This window comes from Limosilactobacillus portuensis (assembly GCF_028607025.1).
GTDB lineage: Bacteria > Bacillota > Bacilli > Lactobacillales > Lactobacillaceae > Limosilactobacillus > Limosilactobacillus portuensis.
In genome coordinates this window covers 1,104,809-1,117,693 of record NZ_CP117296.1, presented here as the reverse complement: position 1 = coordinate 1,117,693, position 12,885 = coordinate 1,104,809, and the positions used below count along the sequence as shown (strand labels likewise).

The window sequence follows — 12,885 nt, the reverse complement described above, 5'->3', positions numbered from 1 at the left end:
GGATGAAGAAAATGAAGTTTGGAATTATTTGCGCAATGCCGGAAGAAATTAAGGAATTAACAGCGGCATTAAATGATGAACATGTAAAGGAAATCGGTGGTAAAAAGTATTATTCTGGACAAATTGATAACCAGAATGTTATTTTAGTTGAATCCGGCATTGGTAAGGTTGAAGCTGGGATTACAACAGAACACTTGATTACAGACTTTGGAGTTGATGTAGTGATTAACTCTGGTTCTGCGGGTGGAATTGGTCAAGGACTTCATGTTGGCGATGTTGTCATTTCAAGTGAAACTGCCTACCATGACGTTGATGCACGGGCATTTGACTATGTTTATGGTCAATTACCAGGAAAAGAACCTCGTTTTAAAGCATCCGCAAAGTGGGGACAAGCCATTGAAAAGGCTGGTGAACAGACTGGTTTGAATGTTAAACGCGGACTAATCGTTTCCGGTGATCAATTTATTGCTAGTAAAGATGCAATTCAAGAGATCCTTCATTACTTCCCTGATGCATTATCAAGTGAAATGGAAGGGGCGGCTGTTGGACAGGTTGCAACTGACCATGATGTTCCGTATGTCGTTGTTCGAGCAATGTCTGATACTGGAGACGAAGATGCCGGGGTTAGCTTTGATGAGTTTATTATCGATGCTGGTAAGCGTTCCGCCAAGATGTTATTACAACTCTTTGCGGATTTGAATAAATAGGGAGGCACATGAAGAGTGAGTGAAGTATATTTTGATAATGCTGCGACAACACCAATGACCAAGCCGGTGATTGATGAGCTGATAAAGCAAACGGAGAATACCTGGGGGAATGCTTCAACGGGATATTCTTACGGTCGTCACTCTAAACTAGTCCTTGAAAATAGTCGTCATATAATCGCTCAAAGTATTAACGCTAAGGATGAAGAAATTGTCTTTACTAGTGGGGGAACAGAAAGCGATAATACCGCAATCATTCAGACGGCATTAACGCGGCAAAACCTTGGCAAGCATATCATTACCACCGCGATTGAGCACGAAGCAATTTTGAAGCCATTGCATTATTTGGAATCATTAGGGTTTGATGTTACCTACCTGCCAGTTGATGAGAATGGTAATATTTCATTAGCAGATTTCAAGGCAGCCTTACGTGATGATACGATTCTTGTGTCAATCATGATGGGAAATAATGAGGTCGGGAGTCGGATGCCGATTCATGAAATTGGTGAAATCTTAAAGGATCACCAAGCATGGTTCCATACGGACGCTGTTCAAGCTTATGGTCTTTTGCCAATTGATGTTGAAGCTGATCACATTGACCTCATGTCAACTTCGGCCCATAAGCTGAATGGTCCAAAAATGGTTGGTTTTCTATATCGTCGCGACGGGATTAGTTTCCCGAGCTTTGTTCGCGGTGGTGACCAGGAAACAAAGCGTCGCGCGGGGACTGAGAATGTGCCAGCCATTGCGGCATTTGCTAAGGCAGTTTCCATTGATACCCCTGAGGAAAAGCAAAAGCGTCAGGAACGTTATTATCACTTTAAGCAGTTAATCGTTAAGCGGTTAACGGATGCTGGAGTTGACTTTGCGGTCAATGGGCAACTAGATCCTCATGCGCTTAACCATGTTCTTAATTTATGGTTTAAAGGAATTTCTACCTATGTAATGCAAACTGATCTTGATCTTGCTGGTTATGCCGTTTCGGGTGGTTCTGCATGTACTGCTGGAAGTATTGAGCCTTCTCATGTTTTGACAGCGATGTTTGGAGAGAATAGTCCACGAATTAGTGAATCAATTCGGATTAGTTTTGGGGCATTAAACACGGAAGAAGAAGTTAATGGCCTAGTGGATACAATTATCGAAATTGTTAATAAGCTAAAAGATATTAAAGGAGTTGAAGATTAATGCAGTTTGTAAAAACAGTTCAACTTCAAGGCGATGCGGACAAGTATTCACTTAGTCCCGACATTAAACGATACACCCTGATTGATTTAGGGTTTGAGGAAACCAAACGGGGAAATTTTGAATATGTTGGCAGTGTTGATACTGACAATCCATTTAAGCCAGTTGCTAAGCTTCGGATCCTGATTTCTGCTGATTTATCTGGGTTTAAAATGGAAACAGTTACCGGAAACGGAATGCGGAAAATTAATATCTTTACCCACCCTCGTGCTAAGGAATTTGTTGAGCAGTATCATTTTATTTTAAAAGAAATGCTTAAACGGGATGTTTTTTTAGTAACAAAAGGGTAAATTAATGCAGTAGTTAGCAAGTTTTGATACAATAGTTCACACTGGTAACATGCGACCTTCTATCGTAGATTGTTCCAGAATCTATTTGAAATGATGGTGATTAAATAATGTCTGACAAGAGCCATACACGGGTGGTTGTTGGAATGAGTGGCGGGGTTGATTCTTCAGTTACCGCCCTCCTATTAAAGCGTCAGGGATATGACGTCGTTGGTGTCTTTATGAAGAATTGGGATGATACCGATGAAAATGGGGTTTGTACCGCAACAGAAGACTATAAAGATGTTGCTAAGGTAGCAACTAAAATCGGCATTCCTTATTATTCAGTTAACTTTGAAAAGGAGTATTGGGATCGCGTCTTCAAGTACTTTATTGCTGAATACAAGAAGGGGCGGACGCCTAATCCGGATGTTATCTGTAATAAGGAAATTAAGTTTAAGGCGTTTATTGATTATGCTAACCAGCTTGGTGCTGATTACGTTGCGACTGGACACTATGCTGATTTAAAGCGTGATGCTGACGGACGGATGCATCTGATGCGGGCAAAGGATCAAAACAAGGATCAAACTTACTTCTTAAGTCAGTTAGACTACCAGCAATTAGATAAGGTGCTGTTCCCACTGGCAAATTATACCAAGCCAGAAATTCGCCAAATTGCTGAAGAAGCTGGACTTGCTACAGCCAAAAAGAAAGATTCTGTGGGGATCTGTTTTATCGGTGAAGATGGTCATTTCCGTGAATTCTTGAGTCAATATATCCCAGCACAACCAGGAAATATGGAGACAGTTGATGGTAAGGTAGTTGGCCAACATATGGGACTAATGTACTACACAATTGGTCAGCGTCGGGGTCTTGGCCTTGGTGGCAATAAGAAGAGTAATGCTCCTTGGTTCGTCATTGGTAAGGATATCAAGAAGAACGTCCTTTACGTTGGCCAAGGATATGAAAATGAGCACCTCTATGCAACTCACCTTGAAGCTAGTGATATTCACTGGGTTGATGATGTGGTAAGCCGGTATGGTCATGATTTTCACTGTACTGCCAAATTCCGTTATCGGCAAAAAGATGTCGGTGTAACGGTTCACATCTCTGAAGATGAACAAATGGTTACCGTAACCTTTGATGACCCGGCACGGGCAATTACTCCGGGACAGGCAGTTGTCTTCTATGATGGTGAAGAATGTCTGGGGAGTGCAATTATTGACCGGGCATATAATCATGATCACCTTTGCCAATACGTTTAAAACATAAAAAAATAATGCAAAGTAGGGAAGATGCCGTTATTAGTATATAGGTGGTATGCTTCCCTATACATATTTAGAAAAGTTTGAAACACGGCGATTAATTTTTGTTAAAATAGAGGAAAAAGGTCGAATAATATGACTAAAGTTTACTTAATCCGTCACGGGAAAACACAATGGAATCTTGAATCTCGTTATCAAGGTGCTAACGGGGATTCACCGTTACTTGATCAAAGCTATAAGGAAATTGAATTGCTTGCGGAATCGTTAAAGAATGTTCCAATCAATCATGTCTATGCTAGTCCGTTAAAGCGTGCTCGGGTAACGGCAATGACGTTACTACAGTATCTTAATCGGCCAGTTCCTCTAACAATTGATAGCCGGTTAAAAGAATTTAATCTGGGAAAAATGGAGGGAATGCATTTCGATGCGGTTGCTAAAAAGTGGCCTGATGTGTTAAAAAATTTTCGCCATCATCCAGATAAATATGATAGTTCTATCGTAGAAAGTGAAAGCTTTGCGCAAGTGATTAACCGTATGGGGGCAGCCATTAAAGAGTTTTGTCGGAATGATCCCCACGGCTCGATTTTAATTGTTTCCCATGGGGCGGCCCTTAATGCTAGTATTAATGCGCTTGTGGGAACCCCCCTGGCACATTTGAAGGATCGTGGTGGTCTTAGTAATACTTCTACTACCATCCTGACTACTGATGATGCTGAACATTTTGAATTAGAAAAGTGGAATGACACTTCATATTTGCATAAGGCTAATGTTGATCCGACTGATACCATCTGAGGAGAGTGGATTTAAATGACTGAACAACAAACTAATCGTGAAGAACAAAAGAAACAAACAGAACGTTTGGTGCATAAGTTGATTACCGCGATTGATGAATATCCTGATAAAGCTAACAACTACTATGATTTGGGTTCATTGTTAACTCGCCTTCAGGATTATGCTCAAGCCGAAGAATTATTTATGAAGGCTTTAGGAATTTTTGAAGCTAAGGGTGATCAGGAAGCGCAAAACCTATTAAATTATGGGCTTGGAAACTTGTATTATGAGGTTGGTAAGGTTGATCAAGCCATTAAGCTCTACAACAAGATTGATGATAAGAAACTGAAGGCAGATTCTTACCTAATGCTTGCCCAAAGCTACAGTAAGAAAAAGCAGTATAAGCAGGCAGTTGCTTATGGCTTAACAGCCCATGAATTACGACCGGAAGATCCAGAAATAGATCAAGCTCTGGGGGATGCCCTCCTTGCCTTGGGTGAATTTAACCAGGCCGCATCATATTATGACGCAATTTTGAAGCATCACCCTGGTCGAGCAGATACACAGTTTAACCGTGGATTAGTAGCAATGGTCCTTGGAGAACCGTATAAGGATTATTTGAATCAGGCACGGCAGATTGACTTAGATTACTACACAAAGAGTGAAAAGCGGATTGCTGAAATTGAAAAGACATTACAAGCAACCCAGAAGTCGCAAAATGATAAATAATAAGTTTAAGGAAGGATGACTTTCATGGCAGAAGAAATTAACCTATTTGAGGCGCCAGAAGAGCCATCCTTTTTTATTGGCCAAGTACAATCGGACATTTTTGATAGTCCTGATTCCTTTTATAAGGTTTTATTAGTGTCGGTAGAAGACGCTAATTTTGATTGGAACGAAAGTGAAATAACGGTTACGGGGAGTTTCGGTGATCTCCGCGATGATCAAACATATCGCTTTGAAGGTAAATTAATTGATCACCCTAAATATGGCCGTCAATTCCAGGCAAGCTCATATCATGCTAATCAGCCAACCAGTAAAGAGGGAATTATTAATTTTCTCGCTGGTAAGCAGTTCCCTGGAGTGGGAAAAAAGACTGCTGAAAAGATTGTTGAGCAATTGGGAATTCACGCAATTGACAAGATCACTGCTGACCCGCATATCCTTGATGGCTTAAAATTACGTGAAGCAGTTCGAACTAGTCTTGTTGAGAACCTGAACGCTAATCAAGGAATGGACCAAATTATCATTGGGTTAAATGACCTTGGATTTGGCAGTAATCTTAGCAGTGCGATTTTTGATCGTTATGGTGATGAAACTCTTCATATTATTAGTGAAAATCCATATCAGCTTGTTCAAGATATTGACGGAATTAGTTTTAAGCGGGCAGATCAGGTAGCCATTAAAATGGGAATTCCCGCAGACGATCAGCGACGGATCTCAGCGTCAATTATCCAGTCAATTGATGATTTAACAATGATGAGTGGTGATACTTATACCAGCGCTAAGCCGTTGCTTCAGGAAAGTATGCGTTTGCTTTCAGATGCTAATGGTCAACCAATTCCAACTGCCAAAGTTACCCAGCAGATTGTTGAAATGGAAAAAAACGGTACCATTCAGTATGAAGATAAACGAATCTATCCGGCAAGTTTGTATAAGGCTGAATGGCAAATTGTTGAAAATTTACACCGGCTTTGTCAAAATCAGGATGAATCAAAAAATGAGAAGCAAATTACGACCATTCTGGAAAAACTTCCAGTCAAAACCGGGATCAAATATGATGAAATCCAGATAGAAGCGATTAAGACGGCATTAACTTCTAAGGTAATGCTCCTTACTGGGGGACCAGGAACCGGGAAAACAACAATTATTAAGGGTGTTGTTGAAGCATTTGCTGAACTGCATGAAATTGCTCTTGATCCAAACCAGTATAAGGAAAAAGCATTCCCCATTTTACTTGCTGCGCCAACTGGTCGGGCTGCCAAGCGGATGAGTGAGGCAACTGATTTACCAGCAAGCACGATTCATCGCTTACTAGGCTTAAATGGTCGTGAAATGCCAACAGAATTAAACGCTAAGGATCTTGAAGGCTCATTATTGATTGTGGACGAAATGTCAATGGTTGATACATTGCTGTTTAAAGTTCTGGTTCAGTCGATCCCGACATCAATGCACGTTATCTTTGTTGGTGATAAGGATCAGTTACCTTCAGTCGGTCCTGGACAGGTTTTTCATGATTTGCTAGAATTTGCTGACCTACCACGGATTGAATTAAAAAAAATTCACCGTCAGGCAGCAGACTCAACAATTATCCCCCTTGCCCATGATATTCGTGAAGGAAAAATTCCAAGTGATCTAACGGTAAAAATGGCGGATCGTTCATTTATTGCATGTCACTCACGGCAAGTGCCAGGGGTTGTGAAACAAATAATTGAGATGAGTCAAAAGCGCGGTTATGATGCTAATGATCTCCAAATCCTGGCACCGATGTATCGGGGTGCAGCGGGGGTTGATCGATTAAATGAGCTATCCCAAGCCGTTTATAATCCAGCGGCTGCTAATAAGCAGGAGATTGAATTTCGGGGACAGGCTTTCCGAGTTGGTGATAAGGTTCTTCAACTGGTTAATAGTCCAGAGAATAACGTTTTTAACGGTGATATTGGCCGAATTACTGCAATTGAAAACGGTAGTAATAAGGGAAAAAAGAATGCCACAATGACAATTGACTTTGATGGAAATGAAGTTAATTATGGTCGATTAGAGTGGTCGCAAATTCGGTTGGCGTATAGTATTTCAATCCATAAATCTCAAGGTAGTCAATTTAAGATGGTAATTTTACCCTTAGTTCATGAATTTGGTAGGATGTTACAGCGAAATCTCCTTTACACGGCTGTTACTCGAGCGGCTGATAAGCTAATAATGATTGGGGAGACGTATGCCTTCGTTACGGCAATTAATAGTCAATCTGTTAACCGACAAACTAGTCTGGTAAAGAGATTAACGGATACTTGGAAACATCATGGTAAATTGGAATCACCGCTTGATCAGGGAACCGAAAGTCAGTTTGAATCAGATAGTAGCGAGAAGTATGCTAGCGTTCAAGACGTCTCTGATGATCAATTAGGTCAAACTAAGCAAACGATCCTAACTCCTGCACTGGTTAAGTCAGGAAAAATTGATCCAATGATCGGGATGGAAGGAATTCGACCAGCTGAATTTAAAAAATAGTTCAGCTTGCACCAGATAAGAAAACTTGCGATAATAACAGTGTATTGTTGATTTTATCTTGAGGAGAATAACAATGACTGAAATAAAAGATGCGAAAGATGTTCGCTTATTTGCCTTGAATTCTAATGAACCCCTTGCTAAGAGCGTTGCTGACAAAATTGGTCTTCCTCTTAGTAAAGCTTCCGTTAGTCACTTTGCGGATGGGGAAATTAAGGTAACGATTGACGAAAGTGTCCGTGGCTGTGAAACCTATGTAATCCAATCGGTTTCTGATCCAGTTAATACCAATTTAATGGAATTACTGATTATGGTTGATGCTTTACGTCGAGCAAGTGCCGCCAAGATTAATGTTGTAATGCCATATTACGGGTATGCACGTCAAGATCGTAAGGCACGCAGTCGGGAACCAATTACCGCTAAATTAATTGCTAATTTACTAGAGATGGATAAGATTGATCGCTTAATTACGATCGACCTTCATGCTGCTCAGGTTCAAGGTTTCTTTGATATTCCAGTTGATCACCTGCAAGCTACACAATTATTTGCTAAGTACGTAGAAAAACGTGATCTTGATAACGATATCGTTGTGGTTTCACCTGATCACGCAGGGGTTAGTTTGGCTCGTCGCTTTGCAGAAAAAATTAAAGCACCAATTGCAATTGTTGATAACCGGAATGATGAGGTTCGTGAACGGAGTAGTCAAGAAGTTCCAGAATACGTTATTGGAGACGTTAAGGATAAGGTTGCCATTATCGTTGATGATATTGTTGATACTGGTATACGAATGAGCTTATCCGCTAAAGCACTTCAAAAATTTGGTGCTAAAAAGATTTACGGGGTTGCAACTCACGCAGTTTTATCTGGCGATGCTCCTCAAGTACTGGAAGACTCGCCACTTGAAGAAATGTGGGTAACCGATACAATTGAATTACCTACTGAAAAGGAATTTAATAAGCTTCACCGGCTTTCCGTGGCGGACTTATTAAAAGAGGCAATCATTCGGGTTCACAATCACCAATCAATTCATGAGTTGTTTGAACATTAAATAAAAAACAGGAGACTATTAAGAATTACCACTCTTCCTAATAGTTTCCTGTTTTTTGAACGTAATAAAGATAACGCCGGGACTAACAATTACTTTAACTTAGTCTGGCGTTTTTCGTTAAGATAATAATTATAATTGCATAGTAAAGCCACCAGCTTTAGATCGGGAATGCAAAATGACTTGTTTGGATATCCTGCTTTAGTAATAAATCTGCCAATTCGTCTTTCCGTTCTTGTTGTGAAATAAAAATTCCTATTTTTTCTTGATCGAAGCCAGTTACTAACTTGCTTTCATCACAGATAATTGGATTTTTCAAAACGTGAGGGCTCTTTTGAATTGCTTTTACTAGCTGGTTAATTGTTATGGTTTCAGAATTTAACTGAAGTGCTTTAGTGTCTCGAGAACGGGTAGAAATTAAGTCGGCAGTCCCGTTAATCGATTTGCTTAGCAGAGCAAGAATTTCTGCCTTAGTTAATGGCTGTTTTTCGATGTTCCGTTCATGAACCGTTAGTTGGTGAGCGGTGAGCCACTTAACTGCCTTCCGTTTTGAAGGATCGTTAGTGTGGTAATATATACAAATCATGCGATCACTTCCTCCTATAACTAATTTTATTTTATCAATGAAATGAAATTAACAGTCTTAATCCTGACTTGTCTTTAATAAAATTTAAGCAAAATAACCTTTTTGTAACTTTCTTCATCCCATCTTTACTTGATTAAGAAATAAAATCTTTAAAAATGTTAAAATTAGTACAAGAATTTCTAAAAAAATGATATGGTAAAGAAGATTTGAGTTTATCAACTAAGTAATTAGCAATTATTTTTTCGTTTATTTGGAGAGGATGTTTCTGTATGGTAAAGAAAGTACGTAAGTATAGTTCATCAACAAGATTAGTTGCTGGAACGCTGGGAGCATTAAGTGTTTTTGCACTGACTACCCAAGCTAATAATGCTGTTGAAGCAAAGGCGAAGAGTTCTAATCATGCTGAACAACCAGCATCAATGAGTTCTTCTGCTAATGCGGTTCGTAATAGCGGCCAGTTATCATTAGCACCAATTCAATCATCATCAGCTTCTTCTAAGTCGGCTTCAGCTACTAAGAATGGTATCTATGTGGTTAAGAGCGGCGATACTTTAAGTGAACTAGCTGTTCAATTTAACGTTAGTCTTAATGATCTTGTTGCCTGGAATCATATTCAGAATCCAGACTTGATTTATGTTGGTCAACAATTATCAATTAACGGCGAAAACGTTAATTCAGCAGTCTCACAATCAAGTACTGCCCCAGTTGCTCAACCACAATCATTTACCGTTACAGGAAATGTTCAACAGTCTCAACCGCAAGTTGTTCAAGGAGTTGTTAGTGAGGCTGCCCAACCACAAGCAATGGGGAACACAGTCCAACAAGCAGTTAATCAACAAGGTCAATCATCACAAATGACTGGTTCAGCATACACAAGTACAGTCAATGCAGCTGCTTATAATTCTGCTGCTCCTAGTCAACAAAGCTCTGCAGTTACTGTAGCAGCTGGTCAACAGGTAAGTAGTCAACAACCCGTTTCTGCTAACAGTACTCAAGCAGTAGCTTATAGCACGGCTTCACGGGTAGCTGCAACTGACCAAACTGTGGCACAGAGTCAGCAGGTTACTACTACTTCAGCTGCATCTCAACCAGCACAACAATCACAAGCCCAACAAAGCCAAGTTGCTCAGCAAGCAACTAGTCAACAAGCAGCAAGTCAAAACAATGCTAACTTGCAATCTGGCTCTGTTGTTAGTTTAGCAAGTAAGATCGCTAGTTCTAACAGTGTTCCATACCAGTGGGGCGGTAATTCGTTAAGTGGGATGGATTGCTCAGGATTTGTTCAATATGTATACGCAAATGCTGAAGGAAAGCAATTGCCACACAACACCGTTGCTATGGAAAGCTACGTTAATACCAAGCCGGTTAATCAGGCTCAATCAGGAGACCTTCTCTTCTGGGGAAACCAAGGAAGCTCATACCATGTTGGTATTTACATGGGGAACAACCAATACGCTGCTGCGGCTAAGCCTGGAACAAACGTTGCCGTATATAACTTAAGTTCATACTTTGCACCAAGTTTTGCTGGTACAGTTAAGTAAACATTAAGGATGATAAAATAAAACAAGCTAAGATTATCCCATTTTGAACTAATCTTAGCTTGTTTTTGTGATTTATTAATAGCGAGGCGGAATAGATGACTTTTTATACAGAGAGCTACTTCATGCATCAACAGCAATTTAATAGCTTAGTAAACTATGCTGTAATCCTGGTATTAATATTATTAGTTTTGATTAACTCCTTTCGTTATTTTCGCCATCAATTGCAAACTCGTTATCGAGATTTAGGAATTATCTTCTTTCTTCTTTTATTAATTTTTGCGGGATTGCAAGTTACTAATTTGGAAAAGACATACTCTCAACAGTCACAATCATTGCAAATGCGTCCTTTTATTCGTGCGGTTGCTAAGGATCACGGTATTAATCCAAATAAAGTTGTTGTTAATTCGACAACCCTAACTGATGGAATTATTGTTCGGTTTGATAAAAAGGATTATCGGGTCAATTTAAGCCCAAGTGGCGATAACTATACGCTTACTCGTGCACACGTTGTTGATCATCGGGTAATTATTCAAAAATAGGGAGGATAGTTATGGATTACGGATTAATTACGATTAAATTTGTTTTGGGAATGATTTGTCTTATTTTCCAGATTAATATTTTGGGGAAGGGAAATTTAGCACCGACATCCGCAATCGACCAAGTACAAAATTATGTTCTTGGGGGAATTATTGGTGGGATCATTTATAACCAAGATATTACCGTGTTACAGTTTGTAATGGTTCTATTAATCTGGACATTGATTGTGTTTATCGTTAAGTATGCTAAGGAGCATAACGCGACAATTCAAAATATTATTGACGGTCGTCCCCGACTCTTAATTAAAGACGGTCGGTTGCTGGTAGATAATTGTATGCGAGCAGGAATGACTGCCAATGAGTTAATGTTCCGCTTACGAAGTCATGGAATCTATGAAATTGCTAAAGTTAAAAGTGGTATTTTGGAGCAGAACGGTCAATTGGTAGTAATTGAAAATAGTGATGAGAATATTCGTTTCCCCTTAATTAATGATGGTCAAATTAATCTGGATGTTCTTGAATTAATTCATCATGATGAGAAATGGATTGCTGAACAGGTAAAAAAAGCCGGTTTTAAGAGTATTAATGATATTTATCTTGGTGAATATGTTCACGGTAAACTACACTTGGTTGGCTATCCTAAAGATAATTAATTTACTAACAAATAATAAAATGGACTGAGAAACATCAAATTCTCGGTCCATTTTCGATTATCGGCTTTAATTAAGCGGTTCCTGCCAAAATTGATAATGACTAGTATCAACATTCAAATCATAAAATCGGTTTCCCATGTTTTCTCCATCAATTTGACCAAATTCTAATGAAGTTGTGGAATAATGGAGAGTCTTAGCATGAAAATGATGGGCAAAGCGTGATTCCGCTAATTTACCGCGACCAAACTGAATAACCTCCCAAAGGGTAAGCAGCCAATTCTTTCGTTCAGCAATGACCATACTGATTGCATCATCATTAACATTGGCTGAACGATCAATTTGAAAGCCACCACCAATGTATGGATGATTTGTTGCAACTACAATAAAAGCATTAGCGAAAATATAGTGGTGCCCTTGTTCCTGAAGAGTTAGTTGGAACGGCTGTTGATCATAAATAACACCGAATGCCTTGCTAAGGTAGGAAAAGTTCCCTAGCCGCAACTTATTGAGGCTCTTTTTGGCCTTTGATGAGTTGGTTCGACTAACAATTGCAGCGTCAAAGCCAATCCCAATATTGTTGAGAAAATAACCTTCCTCATTCTTAATTGACTCGGTGTAATGACCAATTGTAATGGTGTGTGCTTTTGTTGTAGAAACTATTTGCTGGAGGGCTTTTTCTGGATTCAGCGAAATCCCGTAGCCCCGAGCAAAGTCATTGCCGGTTCCCGCAGGAATGTATGATAATGGAAGGGTGGAACCAGCTTTTACTAATCCATTTAGGACGTTGTGAAGGGTTCCATCGCCACCGATCACAATTACAACAGTATCTGAATTGTGAGGGTGGGCTTTAGCAATTCGCTTGGCAAAGAAAGCTTCATGATTAGCATAATCAGTTTGGTGGAGGGAATAATCTAACTGTCCTTCAATAACTGGCTGGAGAATGTTCCAAGTCTTTTTTGCTTTTCCATTTCCTGCAGTTGGATTTAGGATTATCTCATAATGCATGATTTGGCCTCCTGGGATTAAGTAAAAGACAGTCGAGAGATTTTCT

The 12,885-nt window shown here is 39.6% G+C and carries 13 protein-coding genes; 11 read left to right on the top strand and 2 right to left on the bottom strand.

Going from position 1 to position 12,885, the window contains the following annotated elements:
* Positions 1-11: 11 nt before the first annotated feature.
* The 8 genes from PRK60_RS05615 (at position 12) to PRK60_RS05580 (ending at position 8,521) form a co-directional block, all read left to right on the top strand.
* Positions 12-707, top strand: a complete 696-nt coding sequence (locus tag PRK60_RS05615) for a 5'-methylthioadenosine/adenosylhomocysteine nucleosidase (RefSeq protein WP_178695380.1) — start codon at positions 12-14, stop codon at positions 705-707.
* Positions 708-722: 15 nt separating this feature from the next.
* Entirely contained in the window at positions 723-1,889 is a 1,167-nt protein-coding gene (locus PRK60_RS05610) for a cysteine desulfurase family protein (RefSeq protein ID WP_273645752.1), read from the top strand.
* A complete protein-coding gene (locus PRK60_RS05605; RefSeq protein ID WP_102169040.1) occupies positions 1,889-2,236 on the top strand; it encodes a DUF1831 domain-containing protein in 348 nt (115 codons plus the stop codon). The genes PRK60_RS05610 and PRK60_RS05605 overlap by 1 nt, the downstream gene beginning before the upstream one ends.
* Before the next feature lie 107 nt (positions 2,237-2,343).
* Positions 2,344-3,477 (top strand): tRNA 2-thiouridine(34) synthase MnmA, encoded by a 1,134-nt coding sequence (gene mnmA, locus PRK60_RS05600; protein ID WP_102169041.1) that lies wholly within the window; start codon positions 2,344-2,346, stop codon positions 3,475-3,477.
* A gap of 135 nt (positions 3,478-3,612) precedes the next feature.
* Positions 3,613-4,269: a histidine phosphatase family protein gene (locus tag PRK60_RS05595; RefSeq protein ID WP_191912604.1), complete on the top strand. Its 657-nt coding sequence runs from the start codon at positions 3,613-3,615 to the stop codon at positions 4,267-4,269.
* A gap of 15 nt (positions 4,270-4,284) precedes the next feature.
* Positions 4,285-4,977 (top strand): tetratricopeptide repeat protein, encoded by a 693-nt coding sequence (locus tag PRK60_RS05590; protein ID WP_273645751.1) that lies wholly within the window; start codon positions 4,285-4,287, stop codon positions 4,975-4,977.
* 24 nt (positions 4,978-5,001) lie between these two features.
* Positions 5,002-7,476 (top strand): SF1B family DNA helicase RecD2, encoded by a 2,475-nt coding sequence (recD2, locus tag PRK60_RS05585; protein WP_273645750.1) that lies wholly within the window; start codon positions 5,002-5,004, stop codon positions 7,474-7,476.
* A gap of 73 nt (positions 7,477-7,549) precedes the next feature.
* Entirely contained in the window at positions 7,550-8,521 is a 972-nt protein-coding gene (locus tag PRK60_RS05580) for a ribose-phosphate diphosphokinase (RefSeq protein WP_102169045.1), read from the top strand.
* 157 nt (positions 8,522-8,678) lie between these two features.
* Here the strand turns inward: PRK60_RS05580 and PRK60_RS05575 are convergent, their stop codons facing one another.
* The gene (locus PRK60_RS05575) at positions 8,679-9,104 is read right to left on the bottom strand and encodes a Spx/MgsR family RNA polymerase-binding regulatory protein (RefSeq protein ID WP_102169046.1); all 426 of its coding nucleotides are present in this window, start codon (positions 9,102-9,104) and stop codon (positions 8,679-8,681) included.
* Positions 9,105-9,373: 269 nt separating this feature from the next.
* Between PRK60_RS05575 and PRK60_RS05570 the strand changes: the two genes are divergently transcribed.
* From PRK60_RS05570 to PRK60_RS05560, 3 genes are all read left to right on the top strand, one after another.
* Positions 9,374-10,645, top strand: coding sequence for a C40 family peptidase (locus tag PRK60_RS05570; RefSeq protein ID WP_273645749.1), 1,272 nt, complete (start codon positions 9,374-9,376; stop codon positions 10,643-10,645).
* Between the two features lie 95 nt (positions 10,646-10,740).
* The gene (locus PRK60_RS05565) at positions 10,741-11,184 is read left to right on the top strand and encodes a DUF3290 family protein (RefSeq protein WP_102169048.1); all 444 of its coding nucleotides are present in this window, start codon (positions 10,741-10,743) and stop codon (positions 11,182-11,184) included.
* Between the two features lie 11 nt (positions 11,185-11,195).
* Complete coding sequence (locus PRK60_RS05560; protein WP_178695388.1) at positions 11,196-11,834, top strand: DUF421 domain-containing protein; 639 nt, start codon at positions 11,196-11,198, stop codon at positions 11,832-11,834.
* 66 nt (positions 11,835-11,900) lie between these two features.
* Here PRK60_RS05560 and PRK60_RS05555 read toward each other — a convergent pair whose 3' ends face one another.
* Positions 11,901-12,839 carry a diacylglycerol/lipid kinase family protein gene (locus PRK60_RS05555; protein ID WP_102169050.1) on the bottom strand — a complete coding sequence of 313 codons (939 nt, stop codon included), beginning with the start codon at positions 12,837-12,839 and terminating at the stop codon, positions 11,901-11,903.
* Positions 12,840-12,885: the final 46 nt, after the last annotated feature.

What these genes read in the sequence shown, in the direction of transcription:
- PRK60_RS05590 (WP_273645751.1), top strand. Translation starts at nt 4,285, where the DNA reads ATGACTGAACAACAAACTAATCGTGAAGAACAAAAGAAACAAACAGAA.
- PRK60_RS05570 (WP_273645749.1), top strand. Translation starts at nt 9,374, where the DNA reads ATGGTAAAGAAAGTACGTAAGTATAGTTCATCAACAAGATTAGTTGCT.
- PRK60_RS05595 (WP_191912604.1), top strand. Translation starts at nt 3,613, where the DNA reads ATGACTAAAGTTTACTTAATCCGTCACGGGAAAACACAATGGAATCTT.
- PRK60_RS05560 (WP_178695388.1), top strand. Translation starts at nt 11,196, where the DNA reads ATGGATTACGGATTAATTACGATTAAATTTGTTTTGGGAATGATTTGT.
- recD2 (WP_273645750.1), top strand. Translation starts at nt 5,002, where the DNA reads ATGGCAGAAGAAATTAACCTATTTGAGGCGCCAGAAGAGCCATCCTTT.
- PRK60_RS05575 (WP_102169046.1), bottom strand. Translation starts at nt 9,104, where the DNA reads ATGATTTGTATATATTACCACACTAACGATCCTTCAAAACGGAAGGCA.
- PRK60_RS05565 (WP_102169048.1), top strand. Translation starts at nt 10,741, where the DNA reads ATGACTTTTTATACAGAGAGCTACTTCATGCATCAACAGCAATTTAAT.
- PRK60_RS05555 (WP_102169050.1), bottom strand. Translation starts at nt 12,839, where the DNA reads ATGCATTATGAGATAATCCTAAATCCAACTGCAGGAAATGGAAAAGCA.
- mnmA (WP_102169041.1), top strand. Translation starts at nt 2,344, where the DNA reads ATGTCTGACAAGAGCCATACACGGGTGGTTGTTGGAATGAGTGGCGGG.
- PRK60_RS05615 (WP_178695380.1), top strand. Translation starts at nt 12, where the DNA reads ATGAAGTTTGGAATTATTTGCGCAATGCCGGAAGAAATTAAGGAATTA.
- PRK60_RS05605 (WP_102169040.1), top strand. Translation starts at nt 1,889, where the DNA reads ATGCAGTTTGTAAAAACAGTTCAACTTCAAGGCGATGCGGACAAGTAT.
- PRK60_RS05580 (WP_102169045.1), top strand. Translation starts at nt 7,550, where the DNA reads ATGACTGAAATAAAAGATGCGAAAGATGTTCGCTTATTTGCCTTGAAT.